This window comes from Paenibacillus vietnamensis (assembly GCF_020169515.1).
Taxonomy (GTDB): domain Bacteria; phylum Bacillota; class Bacilli; order Paenibacillales; family Paenibacillaceae; genus Pristimantibacillus; species Pristimantibacillus vietnamensis.
Genome location: NZ_JAHMHW010000001.1, coordinates 818,171 through 844,359 on the forward strand (window position 1 = coordinate 818,171; position 26,189 = coordinate 844,359).

General features: G+C 57.3%; 25 protein-coding genes and 1 riboswitch. Of the genes, 21 read left to right on the forward strand and 4 right to left on the reverse strand.

Annotated elements, in window-relative coordinates:
• Window positions 1-21 precede the first annotated feature (21 nt).
• Window positions 22-1,614: a tRNA (N6-isopentenyl adenosine(37)-C2)-methylthiotransferase MiaB gene (gene miaB, locus KP806_RS03620; RefSeq protein ID WP_224722168.1), complete on the forward strand. Its 1,593-nt coding sequence runs from the start codon at window positions 22-24 to the stop codon at window positions 1,612-1,614.
• A 23-nt stretch (window positions 1,615-1,637) separates the two neighbouring features.
• Complete coding sequence (locus KP806_RS03625; protein WP_224722169.1) at window positions 1,638-2,144, forward strand: RicAFT regulatory complex protein RicA family protein; 507 nt, start codon at window positions 1,638-1,640, stop codon at window positions 2,142-2,144.
• A 120-nt stretch (window positions 2,145-2,264) separates the two neighbouring features.
• Here KP806_RS03625 and KP806_RS03630 read toward each other — a convergent pair whose 3' ends face one another.
• Window positions 2,265-2,876, reverse strand: a complete 612-nt coding sequence (locus KP806_RS03630) for a biotin transporter BioY (protein WP_224722170.1) — start codon at window positions 2,874-2,876, stop codon at window positions 2,265-2,267.
• Window positions 2,877-3,000: 124 nt separating this feature from the next.
• On the opposite strand from KP806_RS03630, the gene KP806_RS03635 reads away from it, so the two are divergent.
• Entirely contained in the window at window positions 3,001-3,990 is a 990-nt protein-coding gene (locus KP806_RS03635; RefSeq protein ID WP_224722171.1) for an energy-coupling factor ABC transporter ATP-binding protein, read from the forward strand.
• A complete protein-coding gene (locus KP806_RS03640; protein WP_224722172.1) occupies window positions 3,980-5,704 on the forward strand; it encodes an ATP-binding cassette domain-containing protein in 1,725 nt (574 codons plus the stop codon). The genes KP806_RS03635 and KP806_RS03640 overlap by 11 nt, the downstream gene beginning before the upstream one ends.
• Here KP806_RS03640 and KP806_RS03645 read toward each other — a convergent pair.
• Entirely contained in the window at window positions 5,669-6,274 is a 606-nt protein-coding gene (locus tag KP806_RS03645; protein ID WP_224722173.1) for an HAD family hydrolase, read from the reverse strand. The two genes, KP806_RS03640 and KP806_RS03645, sit on opposite strands and share 36 nt — an antisense overlap.
• Window positions 6,275-6,276: 2 nt before the next feature.
• On the reverse strand, window positions 6,277-7,482 hold the full coding sequence (locus KP806_RS03650; RefSeq protein ID WP_224722174.1) for an MFS transporter: 1,206 nt from the start codon (window positions 7,480-7,482) through the stop codon (window positions 6,277-6,279).
• A gap of 216 nt (window positions 7,483-7,698) precedes the next feature.
• On the opposite strand from KP806_RS03650, the gene KP806_RS03655 reads away from it, so the two are divergent.
• From KP806_RS03655 to KP806_RS03695, 9 genes are all read left to right on the forward strand, one after another.
• Window positions 7,699-9,159, forward strand: a complete 1,461-nt coding sequence (locus KP806_RS03655) for a sensor histidine kinase (RefSeq protein WP_224722175.1) — start codon at window positions 7,699-7,701, stop codon at window positions 9,157-9,159.
• Window positions 9,156-9,845 (forward strand): response regulator transcription factor, encoded by a 690-nt coding sequence (locus KP806_RS03660; protein WP_224722176.1) that lies wholly within the window; start codon window positions 9,156-9,158, stop codon window positions 9,843-9,845. The genes KP806_RS03655 and KP806_RS03660 overlap by 4 nt, the downstream gene beginning before the upstream one ends.
• Window positions 9,846-9,870: 25 nt before the next feature.
• On the forward strand, window positions 9,871-12,894 hold the full coding sequence (locus tag KP806_RS03665; protein ID WP_224722177.1) for an efflux RND transporter permease subunit: 3,024 nt from the start codon (window positions 9,871-9,873) through the stop codon (window positions 12,892-12,894).
• A gap of 158 nt (window positions 12,895-13,052) precedes the next feature.
• Window positions 13,053-13,391 (forward strand): DUF3889 domain-containing protein, encoded by a 339-nt coding sequence (locus tag KP806_RS03670; protein WP_224722178.1) that lies wholly within the window; start codon window positions 13,053-13,055, stop codon window positions 13,389-13,391.
• 81 nt (window positions 13,392-13,472) lie between these two features.
• A complete protein-coding gene (locus KP806_RS03675) occupies window positions 13,473-13,784 on the forward strand; it encodes a heavy metal-binding domain-containing protein (RefSeq protein ID WP_224722179.1) in 312 nt (103 codons plus the stop codon).
• 185 nt (window positions 13,785-13,969) lie between these two features.
• Window positions 13,970-14,281, forward strand: coding sequence for a rhodanese-like domain-containing protein (locus KP806_RS03680; protein ID WP_224722180.1), 312 nt, complete (start codon window positions 13,970-13,972; stop codon window positions 14,279-14,281).
• Window positions 14,282-14,356: 75 nt separating this feature from the next.
• Window positions 14,357-14,749, forward strand: coding sequence for a VOC family protein (locus KP806_RS03685; protein WP_224722181.1), 393 nt, complete (start codon window positions 14,357-14,359; stop codon window positions 14,747-14,749).
• A gap of 105 nt (window positions 14,750-14,854) precedes the next feature.
• Window positions 14,855-17,125, forward strand: coding sequence for a heavy metal translocating P-type ATPase (locus KP806_RS03690; protein ID WP_224722182.1), 2,271 nt, complete (start codon window positions 14,855-14,857; stop codon window positions 17,123-17,125).
• Window positions 17,122-17,808 carry a sulfite exporter TauE/SafE family protein gene (locus tag KP806_RS03695; RefSeq protein WP_224722183.1) on the forward strand — a complete coding sequence of 229 codons (687 nt, stop codon included), beginning with the start codon at window positions 17,122-17,124 and terminating at the stop codon, window positions 17,806-17,808. Before KP806_RS03690 ends, KP806_RS03695 begins: the two co-directional genes overlap by 4 nt.
• An 8-nt stretch (window positions 17,809-17,816) precedes the next feature.
• On the opposite strand, the gene KP806_RS03700 is transcribed toward KP806_RS03695, so the two are convergent.
• Window positions 17,817-18,260 (reverse strand): FixH family protein, encoded by a 444-nt coding sequence (locus KP806_RS03700; RefSeq protein ID WP_224722184.1) that lies wholly within the window; start codon window positions 18,258-18,260, stop codon window positions 17,817-17,819.
• Between the two features lie 128 nt (window positions 18,261-18,388).
• Window positions 18,389-18,636, forward strand: a riboswitch (cobalamin riboswitch).
• A gap of 139 nt (window positions 18,637-18,775) precedes the next feature.
• Between KP806_RS03700 and KP806_RS03705 the strand changes: the two genes are divergently transcribed.
• The 8 genes from KP806_RS03705 to cobD are packed head-to-tail and all read left to right on the forward strand — an operon-like array spanning window position 18,776 to window position 26,187.
• Window positions 18,776-19,777 (forward strand): ABC transporter substrate-binding protein, encoded by a 1,002-nt coding sequence (locus KP806_RS03705; RefSeq protein WP_224722185.1) that lies wholly within the window; start codon window positions 18,776-18,778, stop codon window positions 19,775-19,777.
• 5 nt (window positions 19,778-19,782) lie between these two features.
• Window positions 19,783-20,820: a FecCD family ABC transporter permease gene (locus KP806_RS03710; RefSeq protein ID WP_397376346.1), complete on the forward strand. Its 1,038-nt coding sequence runs from the start codon at window positions 19,783-19,785 to the stop codon at window positions 20,818-20,820.
• Window positions 20,817-21,608 carry an ABC transporter ATP-binding protein gene (locus tag KP806_RS03715; protein WP_224722187.1) on the forward strand — a complete coding sequence of 264 codons (792 nt, stop codon included), beginning with the start codon at window positions 20,817-20,819 and terminating at the stop codon, window positions 21,606-21,608. The genes KP806_RS03710 and KP806_RS03715 overlap by 4 nt, the downstream gene beginning before the upstream one ends.
• Before the next feature lie 21 nt (window positions 21,609-21,629).
• Window positions 21,630-22,694, forward strand: coding sequence for a nicotinate-nucleotide--dimethylbenzimidazole phosphoribosyltransferase (gene cobT, locus KP806_RS03720; RefSeq protein ID WP_224722188.1), 1,065 nt, complete (start codon window positions 21,630-21,632; stop codon window positions 22,692-22,694).
• A 10-nt stretch (window positions 22,695-22,704) separates the two neighbouring features.
• Entirely contained in the window at window positions 22,705-23,295 is a 591-nt protein-coding gene (cobU, locus tag KP806_RS03725; RefSeq protein ID WP_224722189.1) for a bifunctional adenosylcobinamide kinase/adenosylcobinamide-phosphate guanylyltransferase, read from the forward strand.
• Window positions 23,292-24,272 (forward strand): adenosylcobinamide-phosphate synthase CbiB, encoded by a 981-nt coding sequence (gene cbiB / locus KP806_RS03730; protein WP_224722190.1) that lies wholly within the window; start codon window positions 23,292-23,294, stop codon window positions 24,270-24,272. The genes cobU and cbiB overlap by 4 nt, the downstream gene beginning before the upstream one ends.
• A complete protein-coding gene (gene cobS / locus KP806_RS03735; RefSeq protein ID WP_224722191.1) occupies window positions 24,254-25,066 on the forward strand; it encodes an adenosylcobinamide-GDP ribazoletransferase in 813 nt (270 codons plus the stop codon). Before cbiB ends, cobS begins: the two co-directional genes overlap by 19 nt.
• A gap of 20 nt (window positions 25,067-25,086) precedes the next feature.
• Window positions 25,087-26,187 (forward strand): threonine-phosphate decarboxylase CobD, encoded by a 1,101-nt coding sequence (gene cobD, locus KP806_RS03740; RefSeq protein WP_224722192.1) that lies wholly within the window; start codon window positions 25,087-25,089, stop codon window positions 26,185-26,187.
• Window positions 26,188-26,189 lie beyond the last annotated feature (2 nt).

Genomic DNA, 26,189 nt, shown 5'->3' on the forward strand with positions numbered 1-26,189 from the left:
CTATAAGGAAGTGAATAGGCATTGACGAATGACAGGGACCGTACAGCGACGGACAAAAAGCCCGAACAAAATAAGGATTACTCAAAATATTTTGATTTTAGCGACGCGAAGGTGCTGGATCAAGATGAGCATTCCACGACCTACCGCATAAAGGGAAGGGTCGTCCAAATAAATTCCGCTCCCAGCCATAAAGAGGAGAAGAAACGCGGCAAAGAGGATATCGAGGTGCATTACGATTTCTCGATTCCTTACGAGCTGCGCACGATGGGGGCGGGCAAGCATTACCTTATCCAAACCTACGGCTGCCAGATGAACGAGCACGATACCGAAGTGATGAGAGGCATGTTCGAGCAAATGGGATATACGTCCACCGAGGACCGCAATCTCGCGGACGTCATTTTGCTTAATACATGCGCCATCCGGGAAAATGCCGAGGATAAAGTGTTCGGCGAGCTTGGACATCTGAAGACGCTGAAGACCGAGAAGCCGGATTTGCTGCTCGGCGTCTGCGGCTGCATGTCGCAGGAGGAATCGGTTGTCGGCCGGATTTTGCAGAAGCATTCGTTTGTCGACATGATCTTTGGGACGCATAACATTCACAGGCTGCCGTATTTGCTGCAAAACGCTTACTTCAGCAAAGAACTGGTAGTCGAGGTATGGTCCAAGGAAGGCGACATTATCGAGAACCTGCCGAAGAAGCGCGAAGGCATGCGTGCCTGGGTTAACATCATGTACGGCTGCGATAAATTTTGCACGTACTGCATCGTTCCTTACACAAGAGGCAAGGAGCGCAGCCGCCGTCCGGAGGACGTCATCGCCGAGGTGAGGGAGCTTGCCCGCCAAGGCTTTAAAGAGATTACGCTGCTGGGCCAGAACGTAAACGCATATGGCAAGGATTTCGATGATATCGAATACCGGTTCGGCGATCTGATGAAGGATATGTCCAAAATCGATATTCCCCGCATCCGGTTCATGACGAGCCATCCGCGCGATTTCGACGATCATCTGATCGAAGTGCTGGCGACGCGCGGCAATCTGGTCGAGCATATCCACTTGCCGGTTCAGTCGGGCAGCACGGAAATATTAAAGCGGATGAGCCGCAAATATACGCGTGAAGCTTTCCTGGAGCTCGTTGCCAAAATTAAAAAAGCGATTCCGGGTGCCATGCTGACGACCGATATCATTGTCGGCTTTCCGGGCGAAACCGACGAGCAATTCGAGGAGACGATGTCGCTCGTAGAGGAAGTAGGCTTCGATTCGGCATACACATTCCTGTATTCGCCGCGCGAGGGAACGCCTGCCGCAGGGATGGAAGACAACGTGCCGCTGGAAGTGAAGAAAGCACGTCTTCAAAGGCTGAATGCCCTTCTGGCTGCGATCGCCAGAGAAAAGAACGAACAGCTGCGCGGCCAGATCGTAGAAGTTTTGGTCGAGGGCGAAAGTAAAAATAACGCTAGCATCCTTTCCGGCCGCACCCGCACGAATAAACTGGTGCATCTGGAAGGACCAAGCGATTGGATCGGCCAATTTATTCAAGCCAAGGTTACGGATGCGCAAACCTGGTACATTAAGGCCGAAGCGATCGAGCAAAGCGCACAAGAAGCCGTTAGCTAACGGTATAACAGGAGAGATGACGAATGGCGGAGCAACAAGCGACAGCAAAACAATCGGAGCAGCAGGAACACAGCTGCGGACATGATCACGAGCACGGAGGCGGCTGCTCGATTCCGAGCTTTAATACGCGCGATCTGATTGTGAAGGAAGACGTTCAGAAAAAAGCAAAAGAGCTGGCGGACCTGATCTATTCGTCGGAGGAGGTTCAGCATTACCGCCGCGCCGAGAAGCAAATTAACACCAATGAGCGGGTGCAGCAGCTGATCGCCCAAATCAAGAAAAAGCAGAAGGAAGTTGTCGCTTTCGAGACGACGTTCAAAAATCCGGATATGGTTAAGAAGATTGAAGGCGAAATGGAGGCTCTGCAGGATGAGCTCGACGGCATCCCGATCGTGTCGGAATTCCAGCAAAGCCAGTCCGACATTAACTATTTGCTACAGCTGGTCATCTCGATCGTTCGGGAAACCGTTGCGGATAAGATAAATGTAGAGAACGCATCCTCTCCTGACTCCGAGGATTGCATGGAGTAGAGATATGAATAAAGCCATGTTCGGGATTGACTTACCGCAATCCGCCGAACATGGCTTTCTTTATCGCGTTCGCTTCTTATATCGGGACAAGAAGAAAGCTTCCGCCGAAGCAGCTCTCGCTTAATCGTTAAAGGAGTAATTTCCGGTTTTTGACTTCGCCGTTGACGAACGAATGTAGGCGATGTAGGGGGTTAAGGATACGGCTAAGATGGCGCCTGCAAGCGATTTGAGGGCATCGCCGGGGAGGAAAGGAAAGAACCCGACGCCCAGAGCCTTGCCAAGCGGCAGCCCCGTAATATGCATCAGCCACGGAATGCCGGGCACATATGCGAACAACGAGCTGAAGAGCTCGAAAATGACAAAAAAGACAATCAGTGAGACGGCTTTGTTTTTGCTGCTGTTCGTGCGCAGGTAAGCGCCGGCCGCCATGCTGACGAGTAAAGCGCAGAACGGAAAAGCAAAAATGAAGCCGCCGGTTGCTCCGGTCAAATGGGCGATGCCGCCTTGTCCGCTGAATAACGGAAGGCCGAAGGCGGCGAGCACAATGACTGCGGCAATGCTGAGAAAGGCGTTGCGCGGCGTAAGAAACAATCCGGCAAGGATGACTCCAAGCGTCTGCAGCGTAATCGGGACCATGGAGCCACCGAGCTTAAGCGTCAGCGAGCTCATCACGATGAACAGGGCCGCGAACAGCGCGATAAAAACAAGGGATCTGATATTGTTGGTTGGCATGATGACAAACGACTCCTTTTATTCAGTTGCGAAAATTATGTTAACCTATTATATTGTTTAGAAGTTAACAAATCGAATTGTAGCATAGCCGCCGGCTTTGGGGAAGAGGCAGGGTGAACATTTATTGGAACAGATCTATCAGGTTGAGCTGAAAAAGGTGTCGGTAACGCCGCCGGCGCTGCATCATGACGGAGAAACGGTTACGATCTTAAAGGATGTAAGCTTCTCTATATATGAAGGAGAATGGGTGACGCTGCTCGGGCGTAACGGCAGCGGCAAAAGCACGCTTGCGAAAGCGGTGGCAGGCTGCCGCATCCCGGGGGCGACAGGCAGCAGGAGCAGCCGTCTGCAGGAGGCAGCGGAAGGCAAGCCGCTTCCGATCGTGCTGCAGCATCCGGAGGCTTCATTGCTCGGCGCGACTCCGTGGGAGGATGTCGTGCTGCTGCTGGAGCAAAACGGGCTGCAGGCAGAAACGATTGCGGAGGAAGCCGAACGCGCGCTGAGCAGAGCCGGTCTGGGAGAGCGGCTTTGGCAGCCGATTGAAACGTTATCCGGCGGGCAGAAGCAGCTCGTCGCGATTGCGGGCTGCCTGGCGATGCGCTCGCCGCTGCTCGTCCTCGACGAGGTGACGGCGATGCTTGAGACTGAGGCGGCAGCCGGTGTCCTGGAGCAGGTCAGGCAGCTCCATCGGACCGGGGTGACGGTGCTGTGGATTACGCAGAAGCTGGACGAGATTGAGCAGGGAGACCGTGTTGCAGCGATGAGCGGCGGCCGGCTTGTGTTCGACGGGACGGCTGAGCAGTGGTTCGATAGAGCCGGCGCGGCTGAGAATATGAGGAAGAACTGGATAGGGGAGCGGGAAGCAGCAGGCTGCGGCGGAGCCGAGAAGGCCGATGTCGGCTCAAGAGCCGGGCTGCGATTCGAACCAGGTAAACAAGGAATAAGCTGCAGCGGCAGCGAAGACGGCAAACTCAGCATGTGCGAGCGGCTAGGGTTTGCTGCGCCTTACGCGGTTCAAGTTGCCTGGGAGCTGGAACGGCTTGGCGTAAAGCTGAGGCCGCTGCCGTTCACCGCTGAAATGCTGGCTGAGGCGGTGAAGCGTTATGGCGGGTAATTGGGAGCTCAGCGGCGTTTCGGTCTGCGCCGAAGGGCACGAGAAGAGGCTTCTATTGCAGGATGTGAGCTGCAGCTTTAAAGCCGGTGAAATTACGCTGCTTATCGGACGGAATGGAGCCGGCAAGTCGACCTTGCTTGAGACGATGGCAGGACTCCGACCGCTTCAGGCGGGAGCCGTCGAGCTGGGCGGCGTCTCCTTGTGGAAGCGAGATGGCCGCAGAGCCAGATTGAATGCCGTCGCTGTCTTATCGCTGGGCATTTCCCTGCAAAGCTCGGAATCGCAATGGTTTGCCCAAACGGTGCGGGAGGAGCTCCTTTATTCGATTAAGCCTTACGGGCTTCAGCCCGCCGAGGCGAAGCGGCGAATGGAGGCGGCCCTGACCGGGGCAGGGCTGGCGGAGGAGCTGCTGGAGCGTGACCCGTGGACGCTCAGCGGAGGGCAGCAGCGAAGGCTGTCGCTTGCCTGCCTGCTGGCATGCGATCCGGATTGGCTGCTGCTGGACGAGCCGACGGCGGGGCTTGACGCCGACGGCATCAGCCGCCTGTGCGCGGTGTTAGCCGCGCACAGGGCGGCCGGGCGCGGAGCGGTCGTTGCCACGCACGACCTCGACGCGCTGCTGCCGCTCGCGGACGCGGTCGCCGTGGTCGACGGCGGCACGGTCCGCGCAGCGGCAGCGCCGGCGGCCGCGGCCGGGCACGGCGCCGCTGCGCCGCAGGCGCTCCGCGCGCTGGCTCTGCTGCGCGCGAAGGCGGCTTTGCCGCCGGAGGCCCCGGCGCAGGGCGGCGGGGCCCTGTGGCCAGAGCCGCGCGAGCTCGCGGCGGCGCTGGCCGAACGCTTGACCCGCGGGCGCGCCGCCGCTCCCGCGGGAACCCCTGCCGCCGCAGCGGATGCAGCAGCGTCGGCAAAGGCCCCTCCGTCCCGGCAGGCACAGCCTCCGGACGGCAAAGCGCACTCACCCGCCGATGCGGGCCTCGTGCGGCCGGACCGTTTCGATCCGCGGATGCTTGTGATCGCTTATTTCATGCTGGCAGCAGGAATTCTGCTGCAGCAAAGTCTGGCCGGGCTGGCTGCGGCGGCATGCCTCACGTTACTGCTGCTCGTTCCGTTCAGGACGCTCATTCGGCCGTGGCTCGGATTGATTCGCGGTTATGTGCTCATGATTGCCGTTTTATGCGCGGTAGGGGGCATTTCGTTCTCTCCGCTGATTTTTGAATGGGACAAAGCCTATCCGATTTTTATGAGGTTCGGAAGGCTGCTGCTGATTATGCTGCTCGGAATGCCGATGCTGAAATTAATGACACCGATGAGATTGCAGCGGGCGATTGAGCAGACGTTCGGCTGGCTCAGCCGAATGAAAGTGCCCATACATTCGTTCGCGCTGCTAGTGACGCTGATTTTCCGGTTTATCCCGCTGTTGGCGGGGGAGTGGGGGAGGTTTGCGAAGCTTGCTCATGCGAGGGGGAAGGCGGTGACGACGCCGGGGAAGGTACCCGTGGCGATGATCCGTACCATTCTTATTCCCTATGTCCGGTCCATGCTGCGATTGGCTGAGCAAATGGCTGACGCGCTCGAGGCGCGCGGCTTCGGCTATGCGCCCCGCAGGCGGACATACGCGTTCCGCCTCCGCTTCGGCCGCTCCGACGGCGCGCTGCTGCTTACCGCAGGCAGCGGCAGCCTATTGCTCGTCTTGATCGCGAATTATTTGCAATAAGGGAAGAACCTCCCGTATCCAATTTCCCTCTTCATCGGCAAGCAGCGTTCGCCAGCCAAGCGATGCGGCTTGCCGAATATTTTTTTCCTGATCGTCAACGAACAGCGGCTTGCTGCCGCGCGGAAGCAGTGCCGATACGCGCTGAAAAATTGCCGGATGCGGCTTGCGGAAGCCGGTCTCGCTTGAGATCGTAACGCTGCTCCAAAAGCGGGAGTTCGGCTCTACGACGGTTTCCACCCAAGCCGGCAGATGATTGCTCAGAATATGGATATCGGCGGCCTCATGCCACTGCTGCAGCATGTCCAGTGCAGGCAGAGGCCTTAAGCTTTGAACGATATAAGAGCGGCCCGTCGCTATCGTCATACCGGGCAAGTATCCGCTCATCCAGCTCCAAAATTGCTCCTCGGACAGCTCCCCGGTCCACAGCCGCTCACTCAGCTCCCTCTTGTAAGCCGCGTAAAGCTCCTGTTCGGTAACGGCGCTTTCCAAGGCGAGCAGCCGCCATAGCCCGGGAGTCAGATTCGAGGCCAGTACACCGCCGATATCCAGGACAAGTTGAGGTTTTCCCATCGTTACGCCTCCCTCGGGGTTTTTGTTTCTTCCGTCATTGACGCTTTGCTTTCTTGCCTTGCCCACTTCCACACCAGAATGGCCGCAGCCGCGCCAAGCAGCGCTCCGAACAGGAAGCCGCCGCCGAGTCCCCAATTATCGTTCAGCCAGCCCGCCAGAAACGGACCCGAGAACATGCCGATCGCATAAAGCGCCTGGTACAGTCCCATAGCGGTCGCGCGGCCGGCCGGCTCGACGTCGCGGATGGCAAGCCCCAGCAATAGCGGCAGATGGAGGCCTTGGGCGAAGCCGTTCAGCGCCTGAGTCGCAACGAGCATACCGAACGAATCGGCATACGCCATTGCTCCCGTACAAATCGCACTAACGATAAAGCCGGTCCCGATCGTCCCCCAGCTGCCAAAGCGCGGAGTGAACCACCTTGCCGTTACGAGCGAAGCGAAAGCATGCGGCAGCATAAACGCGAACACGACGACAGTTAAGCCTAAGCCGTCCGCTCCGATTTCTTCAGCCTTGAGCGGCGTAAAGCCGAACATCGTAATGAAGAGAACTCCGTGCGCGAGAATGGACAGCAGGGACACCTGAATCAGCGTTTTTGTGCGGACGACGTTTTTGATCATCGCAAAAGACATGCCGGGCTGCTCGCGACGACGCTCGCGAGGCTCCTTCAGCGCCAGCGCCAGCAGAAGGCCGATGCCGGCAATGACGGCTCCCAGTACAAACGGCGCCGTATCGCTGAAGCCTTCCGTCAGCCAGCCGCTGAACAGCATGCCGATCATTTGACCGGAAACGGTCATTACACTAATGTTCCCCATCGCGCGTCCGGTTTGGCCCGCGCCGAAATATCCGGCGTACAGGACGGTGAATGCGACCCAGGTCGACGCGCAGACGCCGGCCATCAGCCTGCCCGCCAGCGGCCAGATCCATAAGTGCGGGAGCAAAAACAGCAGGCAGCTGAGTCCCGCAGTCACCATGCCGAGCACGATAAACGGTTTGCGGGCGCCGAGCCTATCCGACAGGATGCCGAGCGGAAAACGCACGAACATCTGCACGAAGCCGTAGCTGCCAAGCACGATGCCGATAAACGGTAGCGAGAAACCGCGGCCGCTCAAGTACGGCGATAAGGTGGGGACATATACGTACATCGAGGTCCAGTACATAACCGTAATGACGGTAAAAAGCAGCCGTTGTGCAAATGTCGATCGATCCATTATCGTTCAAATCCCCTTTCGCCTTTACTCTATCGCAAACAATCGATTGTTGTCACGGCTTAATTTGCCTGTCCAAACGCTAAATCGCCGCCTGTCAGGCTTCGAAATTCCATAAACGTAATAATTTTGTAAGAAATGATTACAAATTCGTTTAGAAATACCTATTATGATAAACGATAGATTCAACATCAAAGCATCGGCGGGGCGTGAAGGCAAGTGTCTATAAGAGTCAAGCTGTATATGTCTTATTTGGCAATGGTATTCGTGCCGGTCATATTGATGAGCGTGTTCATGCTGTCGATCCTGTATGCGGGCGGCGTCGAGGATGTCCGCCAATATTTCGACAAGGAGAACAAAGAGCCCTTTAACCAGGCGCTCGTATACGGCGAGCTGTCCTACGTATTCCGTAACGATGCCGGCCAGCTGGAAGACAGCGAGTATGTGGCGGAAATCCAGACAAGACTCGGTGAGCTGTGGGCCGGCCTGATTATTTCGCGGGACGGCACGATCTCGTCCGTTGCTCCTTTTTTGCGGCAGGCCTCGCCCCGACAGGATTGGCAGCTGCTGCTGAAGGATCCTCCCGAGACGGTGACGATTAACCGTTTCCGTTTTGAAACCAGCCTTGTCGACTTTCGTTATCCGGACGGAGGCTCAGGCAAAGCCGTTCTGCTGAGGAGGGAGGATACGGTCCCGATCTACTGGCGGCCGATAAGCTCGTCGATAACGCTGGCCTTCATTTGCTTGACCAGCCTGCTGCTCACTTATTTCGTCTCACGAAGCATCATCCGGCCTCTCAAAAAGCTGGAGGCGGCCGCGCTGCAAATGAAGGAAGGCGATTTGTCCCGCGAAATCGTGACGACTGCAAAAGGAGAAATCGGTCAGCTCAGCCATGCGTTCGAGGAAATGAGAATACGGCTGAAAGGCTCGATCGACCAAAGCCTGCAGTACGAGGAAAACCGGAAAATGCTGCTCTCGCATATTTCACACGATCTGAAAACGCCGATTTCCGCCATTAAAGGTTACGTGGAGGGAATTATGGACGGCATTGCCAACACCGATGAGAAACGGAAGCGGTATATGGAGACGATTTACCGCAAAGCAAGCGATATGGACCAGCTGATCGACGAGCTGTTCCTGTTCTCCAAGCTGGACTTGCACACGGTAGCGTTTGATTTTAAAAATATCGACATCGGCCGTTACCTGGAGCATTTTCTGGAGGAGCAGCGCTTCGATCTTGAAAAATCGGGGGTCTTGCTCAGGTATGCGCAGGAGGGGCAGCACCCCATAACTGTTGCGGCCGACCCGGACAAGCTGAGCCGCGCTTTTTCGAATATGTTGAACAATTCCGTGAAGTACATGGGTCAGCATCCAGATTTGACCCGGAAGGAAATAACGGTCCGGATCGCGGAGCAGGAGCAGGATGCCTATATCGAAATCGAGGATACGGGGCCGGGCATCGAGGCGGAAGCGCTGCCTCAAATTTTCGAACGTTTCTACCGCGCGGAACAGTCCCGCAATTCGGAAACCGGAGGTAGCGGACTCGGACTTGCGATTGTCAAACAAATCATTGAAGGGCACGGCGGACGGGTGTGGGCGGAAAATGCGGAGACGGGAGGAGCCCGTTTCTGCCTGACGCTGCCCAAATCCGGGCCGGCCGTAGGCGGTGAACGAGCATGAAATCCATCCTAATCATAGAAGACGAGAAAGCGATAGCCGAGCTGGAACGCGATTATTTGGAAAGCCACGGCTATACGGTCCACATTGAAGGGAGGGGGGATACCGGCCTGCAGAAGGCGCTGGGCGGCGGGTACGATCTGATTATTTTGGACTTGATGCTTCCGAAGGTGGACGGCTTCGAGATTTGCCGGCAAATCAGGCAGTCGATCAACATTCCGGTGCTGATGGTCACCGCCAAAAAAGAAGACATCGATAAAATCCGCGGATTGGGACTCGGAGCGGACGACTATATGACAAAGCCCTTCAGTCCAAGCGAGCTGGTGGCCAGAGTGAAAGCCCATTTGGCCCGTTACGAGCGGCTTACTTCGGAGAGAATCGAGCGCGGCGATCAAATCCGCATCCGGGGCCTTTGTATAGACAAGCCGTCGCGCAGGGTTCAAATTCACGAGCGTGAGGCGGCGCTGACCTCGAAGGAGTATGAGCTTCTGCTTCTGCTGGCCTCGCACCCGAACCGGGTATTCGAGAAGGAAGAGCTGTTTGAGCGAATATGGGGACTGGATTCGAACGGCGACGCGGCTACGGTAACGGTGCATATCCGGAGGCTGCGCGAGAAAATCGAGCATGACCCTTCCAAGCCGCAATATATCGAAACGGTTTGGGGCGTCGGCTATCGTTTTAAAGTTTAGACAGAACTAAAGGGAGTGGGATGGATTGAGCAGCATGATCAAGTTTTCGTTGAATAACAAATTTGCCTTATGGATTATTACGCTGCTGGTTTTGTTTGCCGGCCTGTACTCCGGCGTAAACATGAAAATGGAGACGCTGCCCGACATTACCGTACCGATCGTCAGCGTAACGACCGTATATCCCGGCGCTGCGCCGGAAGAAATTATGGACAAAATTACGAAGCCGATCGAGCAGCGGACGCGCAATTTGAAAGGCGTCAATATCGTCAGCTCGACCTCTTACGAGAACGCATCGTCGGTTGTTATCGAATATACGTACGAGACCGATATGGATAAAGCGGAAACGGAGGTGAAAAACCTCCTCTCCGAGCTGTCCCTTCCGGAAGGCGCTCAGGAGCCGTCCGTCTCCAGAATCAGCTTGAACGCCTTTCCGGTGCTTTCGCTCAGCTTATCGAACGACAGCCTGAATCTGGAGCAGCTGACGAAGGAGGTGCAGGACGGCATTCTGCCTCGCCTGCAGGGCATTGACGGCGTTGCAAGCGTGCAAATGTCCGGCCAAAACGTGATGGAAGGCGAGTTAGCCTTCGACAAGCAAAAGCTCGCCCAGCTTCAGCTGACGGAAGAGATGGTCAAGGGCATCATTCAAGCTTCGGCGTTATCCGTTCCGCTCGGCATCTATGCATTTGGGGATACGGAAAAAGCGATCGTCGTTGACGGGAACATCGCATCGGAGGAGGACTTGAACAACCTGATCCTCGTACCGGGCGTCAAGCTGAGCGATATTGCCGAGCTGAGCATCACCGGCAAAGCCGAATCGGTGTCGCGTACGAACGGCAAGGATGCTATCGGCCTTAACGTCGTTAAAGCCGCCGATTCCAATACCGTTGACGTCGTGAACAAAGTAAAAGCGGAAATCGATGAGCTGGAAGCCAGCCATGAAGGGCTTACCGTCACGACGACGCTCGACCAGGGCAAGCCGATTGAGGAATCCGTCCATACGATGCTGAGCAAAGCGGTGATCGGGGCGCTGTTCGCCGTCGTTATCATTTTGATTTTCCTGCGGGACATTCGTTCCACGATTATTGCGGTCGTATCCATACCGCTGTCCATCCTGATCGCGATGCTCATCTTGAGCCGAATGGATATTACGCTGAATATTATGACGCTCGGCGCGATGACCGTTGCGATCGGCCGGGTCATCGACGACTCCATCGTCGTCATCGAGAACGTGTACCGCCGGATGTCCCTCTCCTCCGAGAGGCTGAAGGGCAAGGACCTCATTTTGGATGCTACGAAGGAAATGTTTGTGCCGATTTTGGCGTCGACGATCGTCACCATTGCCGTATTCCTGCCGCTTGGGCTCGTATCGGGCATGATCGGCGAAATTTTCCTGCCGTTTGCTTTAACGATCGTATTTGCTCTGCTGGCTTCGCTTCTGGTCGCGATTACGGTCGTCCCGATGCTGGGGCATATGATGTTCCGTAAAGGGCTGAAGCCCGGCAAGGCCCATCACGACAAACCGGGCCGCCTGGCTGAATGGTATAAAGGCGTACTGCGCTGGTCGCTGAACCATAAGCTTGTATCGTTCGGCCTGGCGGTTGTGCTGCTCGTCGGCAGCTTGTTCATCGTACCGGTCATCGGTGTAAGCTTCCTTGCCGGAGACGAGGAAAAAATGATGGTCGTTTCCTATAATCCGGCTCCGGGCGAGACGCGCGAGCAGGTAGAGGCAATCGCGCTTAAAGCTGAAAAGCTGCTGATGGAGCGCGAAGGGCTGACTGTCGTGCAGTATGCTGTAGGCGGGCAAAATCCGTTCAGCCCAGGCGCTTCCAAACAGGCCTTATTCAATCTTAGCTATGAAGACGACTTCCCCGAATTCACAGACGAGAAGGAGAAAATCGTACCGATCCTGCAGGAGCTTGACGGCAAGGGCGAGTGGAAGCAGCAGGACTTTACGGGCGGCGGTCTTGGCGGCTCCGGTATCTCCATGCTCGTATTCGGGCCGGACATGGCGTCGCTGCAGCCGGTTGTCGAAGATTTGACGGCCAAGCTGGCGGACAACGGCAATTTGAAAAATATCGGCTCAAGCTTGTCGGAAACGTATGAACAATACCGCCTGGTAGCCGACCAGGAGAAAATGAGCGCAAACGGCCTGACCGCAGGACAAATTGCGATGGCGCTCAGCCCCGTACGCGAGCGTCCCGTGCTGACGACGATCGAGAAGGACGGGGAGCAGTTTAACGTATATGTGAAGGTAGAAGAACGAACGTACGATGAAAAAGCGGACCTGGAAAATGTGACGGTTACGTCGCAGCTCGGAACGCCGGTGAGGCTGGGAGATGTCGTCACGATCGAGGAAGGCGAATCTCCAAATACGATTACGCGGCGCGATGACCGCATTTATGCGGAGGTGACCGCTGACGTAGCTTCTTCGGATGTCGGCAAAGTGTCGGCGGAGCTGCAGCAATTGATCGACGAACAGGATTTGCCTGCCGGCATCGATATCGAAATGGGCGGCGTAACCGAGCAAATCAACGAGTCCTTTACGCAGCTCGGTCTTGCCATTCTGGCAGCCGTTGCGGTCGTGTATCTGGTGCTCGTCATTACGTTCGGCGGCGCGGTTACGCCATTCGCGATCTTGTTCTCGCTTCCGTTCACCGTGATCGGCGGGCTGCTCGGCTTGCTTATCGCCGGCGAAACGTTAAGCGTAACCGCCTTGATCGGAGCGCTGATGCTGATCGGTATCGTCGTTACGAACGCGATCGTGCTTGTCGACCGCGTCATTCAGAAGGAAAAGGACGGCTTGAACGTCCGCGAAGCATTGCTTGAAGCGGCGGGCACGCGCTTGCGCCCGATTTTGATGACCGCGATCGCAACAGTCGGCGCTTTGCTGCCGCTCGCCTTCGGCTTCGAATCCGGCGGCCTCATCTCCAAAGGAATGGCGGTTACGGTCATCGGCGGATTGACGAGCTCGACGCTGCTGACGCTGATCATCGTTCCGGTTGTTTACGAATTTTTGAACCGCAAGAAAAAAATGCGGCCGGCCGAATAAGCCGGTAAAGGATTTTCTGACACTAAGGAAGGGACCGCCTGTCCGTCACTCTTGTTGACGGACGGAGCGGTCCCTTCCGCTGTGTGGCCTATCAAGGAATAGTTCCGTACCGAATAGGTGAACCTACCCCTGACAGCTAGGAGAGAGGCGATATTAAAATGCTGAGACATATTGTGATGAAGGCTGTATTCGTTTTGCTCAGCCTGACGGGCCAGGACACCGTACCGGCGGAGGATACGTTTCTGCATGCACAGCCGTCCTACGCGAAATGGGGGAGGCTGGCGATGGAGGAGACTTCGAAGGCATATCCGAATGCGTCCATCGTGGACTACAAATATGAAGGCAGAAAGCTGATGCCGAACGGGTTGGCGGAGGAATCCTTCCTGCTTTGGCTGAGACAGGATGGAAGGGAATTCGGAGTTCGCGTGCGAATTAAAGTAGAAGCGGAAACCGACAGGCTCGTGCGTATTTCGTTAAACGAAATGAATGCAAGCTAGCCGAAACCTTGCCCGGCCTGCCGCGTATGATGAATGCAACCGAAACAAGTGGCTTCGTTAGGAAGCGGAAGGGGATGTAATATGCTGATTACAACAACGCCTACGGTAGAAGGAAATACAATCAAGGAGTATGTGGGAGTCGTGACAGGCGAAGCGATTATGGGAGCTAACGTGGTGCGCGACTTTTTTGCATCGATTACCGACATCGTCGGCGGACGTTCGGGTGCGTACGAGAGCAAGCTCAAAGAGGCTAGGGACGTGGCCTTCGACGAGATGAAAAACCAGGCTGCAAGGCTTGGCGCGAACGCCATTGTCGGCATCGATATCGACTACGAAGTCGTGCGTGAAGGCATGCTGATGGTAGCGGTCAGCGGCACGGCCGTCAAAATTTAAAGAATCGCCTCCCGCTATACGAATAGGCGATACAGGCGCCGCGGGCATGAACGATCGTTCATGCCCGCGGCGCCTGTGCTTTTTCGTGATAACGGCTGATGTATCCGGATGGACAAAGGCATCGCCTTCGCGATACAATGCTTTCAAACCTAATTATTCATTAGCAGTATGAAAGGAAGATGGATATGTATCCGGAAATAACCGCAGCTGAGCTGGAGAGCCGGCTTAAGGCAGGCACAACTGTCAATCTCGTCGATGTCCGTGAACCGGACGAATGGCAGGCAGGCCATATTAAGGAGGCCCGCAGCATTCCTTTATCCGAGCTTCAGCAAAGAATGGGAGAGCTTGAGGAAGGCGGAGAGGAAATTGTGATCATCTGCAGAAGCGGCGGCCGGAGCGGAAAAGCTTGCGATTTTCTGCAGGCTCAAGGCTATAAGGTCGTCAATGTTGCCGGCGGTATGCTTGCATGGCCGGGACAGGTGGAAGCGGGAGTTTAGAAAACGAGTACATATACGAAATGCAGAAAGTCCCGCATGGGACTTTTTTCAATTGAAAGGGGAGCAGTTATTATCATGATCAAAATAGAAGCGATCCACCATGTCAGCTTAATCGTAACGGATTTGGAGAGAGCAAAGCAGTTTTATGAAACGGTTGTCGGTTTGAAGCCGATTGCGCGGCCCGCATTCGATTTTCCCGGCGCCTGGTACGCAGTCGGTAAGACGGGACAACAGCTGCATCTGATCGTACATAACGGTGAAACGAAACGGACGAAGGGGATCGATACGAGGGACGGCCATTTTGCCATACGGGTGGAAAGCTTTGAGGAAACGATCTCCTGGCTGGAAAAGCATCAAATCGAATATAAAGCGAAACCGGACAGCATTACCGGGTTTGCGCAAATTTTTATAACGGATTCCGACCGCAACATCATCGAGTTTAACGCGGATCGCAGTTCGGTCCGATAAAACGAGGCCTGCAAGGTTCCATTCATGCAACCCGCCTGCCGGTCATATAGTTTAACGCAGAGGTACAGGCAGGCTGCGGCTATGAATGGAAGGCGGTGCTGATAGATGGAGCAGGAAAATAGAGAAGAACGGAGCGATGACAGCGTTACGATAGATTTTGCGGTGCACGGCATGAGCTGCTCCGCCTGCGCGGCGAGAATTGAACGCACAATTGGCAAAATGGACGGTGTAGAGCATGCGGCGGTCAGCTTTCCGCTTCGAACGGCATGGGTCCAGTACGCACAGGGCAAGCTCGAGCCCGGTCACATTGCGGAACGGGTGAAGCAGCTCGGGTTTGAAGCTCATCTGCACCGGTCCGCTCAGGACGGGCTGGCGAAGGAGCACCGGTCGCTGAAGCTGCGATTGGCGGCGGCGGCGCTGATGACCCTTCCGCTTCTGACGGGAATGCTCCAGCATATCCCGGTGCTTGAGCCGCTGACGGCGCTTCTGCCGGCATGGGTCATGCAGCCCTGGCTGCAGCTGGCTCTTGCCACGTTCATCCAGTTCGTGATCGGAATGCCGTTTTATTTCGGGGCGTACCACGCGATCCGGCAGCGCAGCGCCAATATGGACGTGCTTGTCGCGATCGGGACGACGGCCGCTTACTTGTACAGCCATTATACGGTATTCAAGGAAGGGCTTTTCCGTCCGCTCACGGAAGGGGGAACACATGGGCTTCCACTGTATTTCGAGACCTCGGCCGTCGTCATTACGGCGGTGCTGCTGGGCAAATACCTGGAAACCGCCGCTTCGCTGCGGGCTCAGAAGGGCTCGGCCGGCTACAGCCAGTTGAAGGTACAGGTAGCCGCCGTCGAGCGGGCGGGCGAAATCGTACATATTCAGACCGAGTTCGTGCGGGCGGGAGATATTGTTCTCGCGGGAGCGGGGGAGATTATTCCGGTGGACGGCATCATTGTGAGCGGGCAATCGTCCGCCGACGAGTCGCTGCTGACCGGGGAAAGCTTGCCCGTCGCCAAGCGCGAGGGCGATCCGGTCTGGTCAGGCACACAAAACGTCAGCGGCCCTTTGCGAATCCGGACGGAGGCGGCCGGCCATGAAACGATGCTGAACCGCATCGAGGAGCTCGTCAGGCAGGCGCAGCGCTCGAAATCCGTCATTCAGCGTAATGTCGACGCCGCCGCAAGCTGGTTTGTGCCGGTTATGCTCGTCATTTCGCTGCTGACGGCGGTTATGTGGGGAGCCGTGCTTGAGCCCGGTAATTGGGGAAAAGCGTTCATGTGCTCCATCGCCGTATTGCTGGCGGCGTGTCCGTGCGCGCTCGGCTTGGCGGCGCCGATCTCGCTTGTCATCGCGTCCGGCCGGCTGGCCAAGCAGGGCATCGTGTCGAAGGAAGCGGGAGCGCTGGAGAGGCTGGCCCGTATTCATACCGTCATATTGGACAAAACGGGCACGCTGACGGAAGGCAAGCCGAAGGTCAGCGCCGTGCATGCGGCTCGTATGAGCAGCTCCGCCATGATAAAGCTCGCCGCGGCTGCCGAGTCGGGCTCTTCGCATCCGCTCGCGGAGGCGATCAGGCGTGAAGCGCGGAGGCTCGGGCTTGTCGTGCCGCCTCCGGAGCGGCAGAAGCATGTGCCGGGAGGCGGGGTGGAAGCCGTTGTCGGCGGTCAAAGGTTCGAGCTTGGCAATGCGCGCTTCACGGCCGAACGCGGCATTGCCATCGGCGGCAAGGAGCAGGCGTTCGCACAAAACCGTGAAAAATCCGGCGAAACCGTGCTGTATGCGTCGCTGGGCGGCGTCTGCATCGGGGCCGTTGCCTTTAGCGACAGCATAAAGCCAAACGCGAAGGAAACGATTCGTGAGCTTACCGGGATGGGCCTGTCCGTACTGCTTGCAACGGGCGATCACGAGGCGCCCGCCCGCGCAGCGGCTATGGAGGCCGGCATCCCGGACGTGCACGCCGCGATGCTGCCCGAGCATAAGGCAAGTCTCATCGAAGCCTTGAAGAAGCAAGGCAAGCGGGTAGCGATGGCGGGCGACGGCTGGAACGACGCGCCGGCCCTGGCGACCGCCGACGTCGGCATCGCGATGGGCGACGGCACGGCTGCAGCGCTCGGGGCCGGTCATATGACGCTCATATTTTCCCGACTGCAGGCCATACCCGAGGCAATTGCGATCAGCCGACTGACGATCCGGAACATCCGCCAAAATTTAACGTTTGCCTTTTTGTACAACGCCGTGATTATCCCTTTTGCCGCGCTGGGCATGCTGGAGCCCTGGATGGCGGGCACCGCGATGGCGATGAGCTCCGTTTCGGTCGTAGGCAATTCGCTGCGCTTGTCCGGCCGGCTTCGGAAGAGGGCGGGGGCTGAAGCATGAGCGTCACATGGCAGCAAGTCGGACTAATCGTGCTGACGGGTTTGTTCAGCGCGCCGCACTGCATCGGGATGTGCGGAGGAATCGTCTCGGCCGTTTCTTTGCAGTCCTCGGCGCCGATAAGGCATTCCGTGCTTCTCTATAATGCGGGCCGGATATTTTCCTATACGGCATTCGGAGCCGTGATGGGGGCGGTCGGCTCGTTCGTCGATGTGGCGGGCAGGCTTGCAGGCATTCAAGGACTAGCGTCGATCGTCGGCGGATGCTTCCTGCTGCTTTGGCTGTGGCGAAGGTTTCAGCTGCCGCTCATGAATCTGTTGTCGGCCGCTCTGCACAAAAGGCTCGCGGACGGAAGCGGGCCGACAAGCCGGCAGGAGTCGCTCCAAGCACTCGCGACGGGCGTTGCCTTCGGTTTTTTGCCCTGCGGCCTTACCTATGCGATGCAAATGACGGCAGCGGGAACCGGCTCTCCCGCAGAGGGGGCTGCGGTGATGGCCGTTTTCGGTTTGGCTACGTTTCCGGCTTTAGCCGCGGCCGCCTCGGTTGCCGCCTTCGCGGGTAAAAGGTGGCGCCGTTTGATGAGGAAGGCCGGCGCCGTTACGGCGGTTGCCGTCGGGGTGTTGTCGATTATGCGTGGCCTTGCGGCGAACGGCATCATCCCTTCCATTAATCCTTGGTTGTGGTAGCGAGTCTGTTAGTAGACGGCTTGCAGCAGCCGTTCGATCTTGTAGATTTGGCCGTTCGTTTCGAGTGTAAGGGTCGCCTTCCAGGTCCCCGGCATTAGCGGGATTCCGACGCCTGTATAATTGCCCGGCGAAATCTCGGCCAGCCGGAAATCGACGTCGCCGCAGAGCATCGCCAGCATATCGAGCTTGACGTCTAAGCCGGCTCCCGTTAACGGCTTGCCGTCAGCGCCGGTAATGTCCAGCGTAAACGTATTTTCTTTAAGGACCTTCGCGGGATATCCGTCTATGGACCATTCGATATGGCCGATTTCAAAGTCATGCTCGGTTACCGGAGGCGCCGCTTCGCGTCCGGCGAATATCCAGATCAGCACCGCAGCGATGATTAGCGCCGCTAGGACGAAAACGAGCATCCGTTTAGATGCCGGCTGCAACTTTTTGCGGGGCTCAGGCATGACCGGGTCCCTCCTTTACGTTTCGGGTTTCCTTAGTTACTATGCAGGGCCCGCATCATGCAGAACGGGTTTGCCGGAGGGAGCGGATGGACAAAAGCCGAGATACGTTGTATAGTAACTACTGATAATTTCATAGTGTTCGAACAGGTGCCGATAGGAGCAGGGAAGATCATTTACGATTACATCCGCTCGTTGAAGCTTAATAGGGAAGTCCGGTGTGATGCCGGCACGGACCCGCCACTGTATGGACCGCAGCGCAGGCCTTGTCCTCGCGTCTGCAGCGCGCCGACCAACCGCGTCACTGAGGTTACGAGCCTTGGGAAGACGTCGCCCGCGAAATCCGAGTCAGGAAACCTGCCTGTTTGAGATAACGCTTGAACCTACGTGGACTTAGGGAGGTGTTGGAGAGCTTTTTCGCTTTGTTTTTGAACAATAAGGCGTATACTCAGGCATTTCCGGCACATTGGCCGGAGATGCCTTTTTTACGCAATTTTACGGATGAGGTGCAGAACGACATGAAAAAGATGAACGGTAAAATGATGAAAACGATGCTCGGCATGATGCTGGCGCTTATGCTCGTGTTGATGTCGGCATGCGGCGGCAATGCCGGAACGGGCAATGAGCCGGGCAATACGGCGGAGGCGACAAATGCGGGTCAAGTAAGCCAAACGGACGAACCGGCGGAAACGGCTGAGGCAACGGTATATCCGTTAACCGTGAAGGACGATTCCGGAACCGAGCTGACGTTCGAGCAGGCGCCGTCGAAGGTCGTTACGCTTGTGCCGAGCGAGACGGAAGCGATTTTCGCGATCGGTTCGGGCGAGCAAGTGGTCGGCGTGGACGAGAACAGCAATTACCCGGAGGAAGCGGCGTCGAAAGCGAAGGTCGGCGATATGACGACGAACATCGAAGCGGTTGCGGCTCTGAATCCGGATCTTGTGCTTGCTTCGGTTACGATGAATACGGACGCCATTGCCAAGCTTCGCGAATTGAACATTCCGGTGTATGCGTCGGAGCCGAAGACATATGATGCGGTTATTGCCAAAATCGAGGTTTTGGGCGATATTATGAATAAGAATGCCGAAGCTGCCGAGGTTGCGGAGCATATGCGCGCCGTGAGGCAGCAGGTGACGGATGCCGTTAAGGATGCGGAGAAGAAAAAGGTTTATCTCGAATTTTCGCCGGGCTGGACGGTTGGCTCTGGCACTTTCCTTGACGAGTTGATTTCGATGGCGGGAGGAACGAATATTTCGGCGTCGAAGCCGGACTGGTACGAGGTAAGTGCGGAAGAGGTCGTAGCCCAAAATCCGCAAATCATCATTTATCCTGATTTCGGGGAGGAGCCGAGTCCGATTGTCACCGGCATTGAAAGCCGCCCGGGCTGGGACGTGATCGACGCGGTGAAGAACAAGCAAATGTTCGCCGTGACGAACGATCCGCTCGTCCGCGTCGGACCTCGACTCGCAGACGGTCTGCTGGAGCTGGCCAAGGTGATCCATCCGGATCTCGTGAAATAGGCGAAATGAACTGTAAATTGTTTGGGTATGGAGGAGCAGCTATGCTCCTTCTTGCTGTTTCTATCGTCGTAAGCTTGTCGATCGGCTCGGCTGGAATATCGGTAGCAGACGTGTGGGACATCTTGCTGCGGCAGCTGCCGTGGCTGGCGGATGAGCAATCGGCTCATACGCCCGGGGAGATCGCGATCATTACGCAGGTCAGACTGTCGCGCGTCTTATTGGCCGTCCTGGTCGGGGCTTGCCTTGCGCTTGCAGGAGCAGGCTTTCAGGGCGTTCTGCGCAATCCGCTTGCCGATCCTTATACGCTCGGCGTTGCCTCCGGCTCCTCGGTCGGCGCCGCTTTTATTATTTTGTTCGGCCTGCAGGCAGCGCTCGGCATCTGGACAATTCCGCTCGTCGCCTTTACGACCGGCACCGTTACGCTGTTTGGCGTTTTCTGGCTTTCCCGCAGCAAAGGGGCCATGCAAATCGAAACCTTAATTTTATCAGGCGTTATTCTTCAATCCTTTCTGGGCGCATTTGTTTCGTTTATGGTTTCCTTGTCGCAAGGAGTCGTCAATCAGATTATGTTTTGGCTGATGGGTTCGCTTGCAATGCGCAGCTGGGATAACCTTTATATGCTGCTGCCGTTTCTTGCACTCGGGCTTCCGCTCCTGCTGTTCTATGCGCAGGCGCTTAATTTGTTTGTCCTCGGGGAGCGCCAGGCGGCGCATTTGGGGGTGCATGTCGAGCGGACGAAGCTCGTCGTGCTGATCGCCTCGACGCTGCTGACGGCGGCGGCCGTCTCCGTATCCGGCGTCATCGGGTTCGTCGGCCTTGTAGTCCCGCATTTGATCCGGCTGCTCGCCGGGCCGGATTACCGGCTTATTATTCCGCTATCTGCGATAGGGGGCGGGACGTTCGTGCTGTGGGCGGATACGCTGGCCAGAACGGCGCTATCGCCGAAGGAAATTCCGCTCGGCGTCGTCACCGCCTTGATCGGTGCGCCGTTCTTCGCGTATTTGCTGCATCGGCGCAAGCTTAAGGAGGGCAGCCCGTCATGATTGAAGCCAAAGAGGTGTTTCAAGAGATACAGGGCCGTACGGTACTGGAGGGCCTTTCCTGCTCGTTCCGGAAGGGCAGGCTCTACGGAATTATCGGACCGAACGGCGTCGGCAAGTCGACGCTGCTTCATCTGCTGTCGGGGGTAACGCGGCCGAAACGGGGTGAGGTTTTTTTTGACGGACAGAGTATCGCCTCTTATCCGCGAAAGCGGCTCGCCCGAATGATGGCCGTCCTGCAGCAGGGAGGCTTGCCGCCAGTCGGTTTTACGGTCCGGGAGGTCGTCGGCATGGGGAGATTCCCGTACCAGAACTGGCTGGGAAGCGAGGAACGCGATTCCGAAGAAACGATTGAGACGGCTTTGAAAGCAATGGGGCTAAGCGGGCTTGCCGGCCGCAGAATGGATCAGCTGAGCGGCGGGGAACGGCAGCGGGTGGCGCTGGCGAAGCTGATGGCGCAGGAGCCTTCGGTTATTTTGCTGGATGAGCCAACCACTTATTTGGATATCGGCTATCAGGTACAGCTGCTCGATACGGTACGCTCCTGGCAGAGGGAGCGGGAATTGACCGTAATCGCCGTGCTGCACGATTTGAATTTGGCGTCGCTTTATTGCGACGAGCTGGTCGTTCTCCACCGGGGCAAGGCTGCCGCGGCCGGAACGCCAAGCGAGGTGCTCAGTCCGGCTCTGATCGGAGAGGTGTATGAAACCTCCGCATCCGTCGTCGCGCATCCGATGACCGGCGATCCGCAAATTATGCTGCAGCCGCAGCTGATGAAAAAATTAGACTAGTTATGAAGAAGGAGCCTATATATGCTGCAAAAGTTAAATGACAAGCTCGAGGAGTCGATCGGGCGAATTAAGCCCTTTGACGAAGCGGCGGCCGAGCTCGCCGACCGTCATTCCGATACGCTGACGAAGCCGCCAGGGAGCTTAGGAAAGCTGGAGAAGCTGGCGCATCAGCTTGCCGGGGTGTCAGGCCGCCTGTGGCCGGATTTGTCGCGTAAGGCCGTTATCGTGATGGCGGGGGATCACGGGGTTTGCGAGGAAGGGGTAAGCGCGTTTCCGCAGGAGGTTACTCCGCAGATGGTGATGAACTTCCTGAACGGAGGCGCGGCGGTAAACGTGCTGTCCCGTCAGGCGGGGGCCGAGGTCGTATGTGTCGATATCGGCGTCAATGCCGAGCTCAGCCACGAGCGTCTGGTCAGCCGGAAGGTCGTGAGCGGAACGGCCAATATGGCCAAAGGGCCTGCGATGACACGTGAAGACGCGCTGCGCGCCCTTCTCGTCGGGATCGAGGTTGCTGATGAGAAGGCGAAAGAAGGTATCCGGCTGTTCGGAACCGGAGAAATGGGCATCGGAAATACGACGGCAAGCGCCGCGATTACGTCCGTTTTGACCGGCCTGCCTCCGGAGGAATCCGTCGGCCGCGGCACGGGCATTAACGATTCGGGCTGGAGGAACAAAGTGGACGTCGTGAATCGGGCCATTGCAGTGAACCGTCCCGATGAGGCCGATCCGCTGGATGTACTGGCCAAGGTGGGCGGGGCGGAAATCGCCGGCTTGGCAGGCGTTATCATCGGGGCGGCCGCTGCTGGCTGCCCGATCGTCATCGACGGCTATATTTCTTCGGCTTCGGCCTTGGTCGCTTCGCGGCTTGCGCCGCAGGTAAAGCCTTACTTGATCGCGTCCCATTTGTCCCAGGAGCAAGGGCATGCGAAGCTGCTGGCTTCCATCGGCCTGTCGCCGATGGTCCAGCTCGACATGCGGCTTGGCGAAGGGACGGGAGCCGTTTTATGCTTTCATTTTATCGACGCCGCGCTTTCGCTCATGCAGGAGATGGCTACGTTCGAGAGCGCGGGCGTGTCAAAGGAATAGGTGATTGAGCTTGGCCATACTCGTAACCGGCGGAGCGCGCAGCGGCAAAAGCGCCTTCGCCGAGCAATATGCTTACAGAACCGGGGAATCCGGCATTTATATCGCAACCTGCCAGGCCTACGACGAGGAAATGCGCGACAGAATCGGCAGGCACCGCCGTGACCGCGACGAATCGGGCTTTTTATGGAGGACGGTAGAGGAGCCTTTCGAGGTTGACCGTTTGCTGATTAAATTGGAACTGGAAATAAAGGAAGATACAAGCAGGGGGAACCAGCCGCCGATCGTACTGCTTGATTGCCTGACGCTTTGGCTGACGAATTGGATGCTGAGAGTCGAAGCGGACGGACTGAACGTAAGCCGGTTGGAAGAGGAATCCGAAAGACTGCTGCAGGCTGTCCGGGAATATTCCTATCCTTTGATTCTCGTTACGAATGAAGTAGGTTCGGGCATTGTGCCGTCTTACCCGCTCGGAAGACAGTTCCGGGACGCGGCCGGGCGTTTGAATCAGCAGGCCGCCGCCGTGTGCGATCGCGTATTTCTCGTCACGGCCGGCATTCCGGTCGAGCTGAAGTCGCAAGCTTTCAGGTGGGAGCAGCTATGATGCTTTATTCCTTTAAAGAGCTGCTGCTGATCGCCGCTGCCGCGCTTGTGATCGATTGGGCCGTTGGCGATCCGAAGTGGCCGACGCATCCCGTCATTTGGATCGGCCGGCTTATACGGCTGTTAGAGAAGAGGCTTGCGCCCGAGCGCTTTGCCGGCAGCCCGCATGTCGTCAGGCTGCTTGGAGCGGCGCTGACATTTGTAACGCTGCTTGTCAGCGGCGGGCTGATGTGGCTGATCGTGTGGGCGACGGATGCCATTCATGCATGGCTTGGCTATGCGGTTAGCGCCTGGTTCGTCTCGACGACGATTGCGGTGAAGGGCCTTCGGGAGGCGGCGATGCTCGTGTATAAGCCGCTAGTCGAAGGAAACCTGGAGGACGCGCGAAAATACGCCGGTTATATTGTCGGGCGCGATACGTCGGGGCTGGACGAGCGGGAGGCATCGCGGGCAGCGGTAGAGACCGTGGCGGAGAACACGGTTGACGCTCTTGTGTCGCCGCTGCTCTTCGCGCTTGCCGGGGGTGCGCCGTTCGCCATGCTTTACCGCGCGGCCAATACACTCGATTCGATGGTCGGCTACCGTAACGACAAGTACAAGTATTTCGGCTGGTGCTCGGCACGGATGGACGATGTGCTCAATTATTTGCCGGCTCGACTGACGGGCGTAATGCTTACGATTATGGCGGCAATCACGCCCGGCTTAAACGGCAGGCGGGCAGCCAAAGCGGTGATGGCATTCGCGGGACGGCATCCGAGCCCGAACAGCGGCATTCCGGAGTCGGCGGTCGCAGGCGCGCTTGGCATCGAGCTAGGCGGTACGAACGTTTATTTCGGGGTCCGAAGCGAGCGGGCGCGAATGGGCTGGCCGCTGAGGCCGCTCGTTCCGATTGATATTGTCAGGACGGTTAGGCTGCTCTATGGAGTCAGCATTATTTTATTTGCGGCGGTGATTTCAATATGGCTCGTCATTCGTTAAAGCTGCATGCCCAGGCGTTGATTGCGGCCTTTCAGTTTTTGACAAGGCTGCCGGTTCCTATCCAGGTGCCGTTTGAAGGAGCGGTGCTTTCCCGCAGTGTCATCTATTTTCCGCTGGCGGGAGCGGCGATCGGTATGGTGACTTGCGCAGCAGCCTGGCTGACCGGCCTCGTTCTGCCGCCTCTGCCCGGCGCGGTAATCGTGCTCGCCATATGGACGGCGCTCAGCGGCGGTCTGCATATGGACGGCTGGATGGACACGGCGGATGGTGTGCTCAGCCACCGCTCCCGCGAGCGGATGCTGGAAATTATGAAGGACAGCCGAGTAGGAGCGATGGGCGTAATCGCGGCGGTCCTGCTGCTGCTGCTGAAGGCATCGCTGCTGGCGGAGCTTCTGCAGGAAGAACGGCAAGCAACGGCGCTGTTCATGCTCGCGGCGACGCCCGGCTGGGGCCGGGCATGGATGGCGGCGGCGATCGCGATCTGGCCGAACGCCCGCCAAGGGGAAGGCCTTGGCGCGATGTTCGGCGGCGTTAGGATCGAACAGGCAGGCTGCGCCTTTCTTTTGGCTGCGGCCGCGACGTTTGGATTGCTCACGGCTGCCGGCTTAGCGTTCCTTTTTAATGCCGCAGCCGTGGCTGCCGCCGTAAGCGTCACCGTTCTGTGCGGGGCTTTCTCCGCCGCGTGGCTGAACCGGAAGCTTGGCGGCCTGACAGGCGATACATACGGGGCGATGAATGAAGCCGTGGAAGCCGCGCTGCTTCTGGTTGCGGTCATTTGGCTGCACGCAGCGTAAAAGAAGAAGGAGGAACAATCATGCTGGAAAGATACGGACATGGCGGAGATTTAAAAACGGCCGAGGAAGCTTTTGGGCTGGCTGCGGAGCGGTTTGTCGATTTCAGCTCGAACATGAACCCGCTGGGTCCGCCGCCAAGCGTAAGCAAAACGCTGCAAGCTTATGCAGACGTGATCGGGCAATACCCGGATCCGGCCGTCAGAGGGCTTCGGCGGAATCTGGCAGAGAAGCACCGGATCGACGAACAATCCATCGTGATCGGTAACGGCGCGGCGGAGCTGATCGATTTAACGGTAAGGGCGCTGCAGCCCAAGCTGACGGTGCTAGCCGTTCCATGCTTTGACGAATATGGAGATGCCGTCCGCAAAATCGGCGGAGCGGTGCATGAAATAAGGCTGAATGCCGAGAATGGCTTTTTGCTTGATCCGGGCGGTGAGCAGCTTGAGGAATTGGCGCAGTCGGGCGCCTTGTTCATGCTTGGCTCCCCCAACAATCCGACCGGCCGACTCGTTGATCCCGGCTTGGTGAGATTTCTGCTGGATAATGGCGCATCGGTCGTCGTAGATGAGGCGTTTATGGATTTTGTGCCGGAGGAGCCGGAATTCAGTCTGATTCAGGAAGCAGCGCAGCATGAGCGTTTATTTGTCATCCGTTCGATGACGAAATTTTATTCCATTCCGGGCATCAGACTCGGTTATATCGTCGGCATGCCTAGATCGCTCAGCGGGCTGCGCAGGCTTCAGGTGCCTTGGAGCGTCAACTCCTTGGCGCAGCTGATCGGTGAAGCGGTGCTGGAGGAGTCCGATTTCGCACGGCTCACGCTGGAGTGGCTTGAGCGTGAGCGGCCATGGCTGGCCGGCCGGCTGGAGTCGCTGGGCTTTGAAGCAGTTCCAAGCTCGGCCAACTATTTGCTTGCGCGCATTCCGCGCGAGGCAGGAATAAGCGCAAGCATGCTGCAGCTGGAAATGGGCAAGCGGGGCGTATTGATCCGGGACGCTTCCCGGTTTCCGGGGCTGGATCATACGTACATACGCGTTGCAGTTAAGCTGAGAATGCAGAACGAGCGGCTGGTGCAGACCCTTGCAGACGTTTTGGCGTCATGGCGCAAAAGAGAGAGGTGAGG

What these genes read in the sequence shown, in the direction of transcription:
- KP806_RS03625 (WP_224722169.1), top strand. Translation starts at nt 1,638, where the DNA reads ATGGCGGAGCAACAAGCGACAGCAAAACAATCGGAGCAGCAGGAACAC.
- KP806_RS03630 (WP_224722170.1), bottom strand. Translation starts at nt 2,876, where the DNA reads ATGCCAACCAACAATATCAGATCCCTTGTTTTTATCGCGCTGTTCGCG.
- KP806_RS03640 (WP_224722172.1), top strand. Translation starts at nt 3,980, where the DNA reads ATGGCGGGTAATTGGGAGCTCAGCGGCGTTTCGGTCTGCGCCGAAGGG.
- KP806_RS03645 (WP_224722173.1), bottom strand. Translation starts at nt 6,274, where the DNA reads ATGGGAAAACCTCAACTTGTCCTGGATATCGGCGGTGTACTGGCCTCG.
- KP806_RS03650 (WP_224722174.1), bottom strand. Translation starts at nt 7,482, where the DNA reads ATGGATCGATCGACATTTGCACAACGGCTGCTTTTTACCGTCATTACG.
- KP806_RS03660 (WP_224722176.1), top strand. Translation starts at nt 9,156, where the DNA reads ATGAAATCCATCCTAATCATAGAAGACGAGAAAGCGATAGCCGAGCTG.
- KP806_RS03670 (WP_224722178.1), top strand. Translation starts at nt 13,053, where the DNA reads ATGCTGAGACATATTGTGATGAAGGCTGTATTCGTTTTGCTCAGCCTG.
- KP806_RS03675 (WP_224722179.1), top strand. Translation starts at nt 13,473, where the DNA reads ATGCTGATTACAACAACGCCTACGGTAGAAGGAAATACAATCAAGGAG.
- KP806_RS03680 (WP_224722180.1), top strand. Translation starts at nt 13,970, where the DNA reads ATGTATCCGGAAATAACCGCAGCTGAGCTGGAGAGCCGGCTTAAGGCA.
- KP806_RS03685 (WP_224722181.1), top strand. Translation starts at nt 14,357, where the DNA reads ATGATCAAAATAGAAGCGATCCACCATGTCAGCTTAATCGTAACGGAT.
- KP806_RS03690 (WP_224722182.1), top strand. Translation starts at nt 14,855, where the DNA reads ATGGAGCAGGAAAATAGAGAAGAACGGAGCGATGACAGCGTTACGATA.
- KP806_RS03695 (WP_224722183.1), top strand. Translation starts at nt 17,122, where the DNA reads ATGAGCGTCACATGGCAGCAAGTCGGACTAATCGTGCTGACGGGTTTG.
- KP806_RS03700 (WP_224722184.1), bottom strand. Translation starts at nt 18,260, where the DNA reads ATGCCTGAGCCCCGCAAAAAGTTGCAGCCGGCATCTAAACGGATGCTC.
- KP806_RS03705 (WP_224722185.1), top strand. Translation starts at nt 18,776, where the DNA reads ATGAAAAAGATGAACGGTAAAATGATGAAAACGATGCTCGGCATGATG.
- KP806_RS03710 (WP_397376346.1), top strand. Translation starts at nt 19,783, where the DNA reads ATGAACTGTAAATTGTTTGGGTATGGAGGAGCAGCTATGCTCCTTCTT.
- KP806_RS03715 (WP_224722187.1), top strand. Translation starts at nt 20,817, where the DNA reads ATGATTGAAGCCAAAGAGGTGTTTCAAGAGATACAGGGCCGTACGGTA.
- cobT (WP_224722188.1), top strand. Translation starts at nt 21,630, where the DNA reads ATGCTGCAAAAGTTAAATGACAAGCTCGAGGAGTCGATCGGGCGAATT.
- cbiB (WP_224722190.1), top strand. Translation starts at nt 23,292, where the DNA reads ATGATGCTTTATTCCTTTAAAGAGCTGCTGCTGATCGCCGCTGCCGCG.
- cobS (WP_224722191.1), top strand. Translation starts at nt 24,254, where the DNA reads ATGGCTCGTCATTCGTTAAAGCTGCATGCCCAGGCGTTGATTGCGGCC.
- cobD (WP_224722192.1), top strand. Translation starts at nt 25,087, where the DNA reads ATGCTGGAAAGATACGGACATGGCGGAGATTTAAAAACGGCCGAGGAA.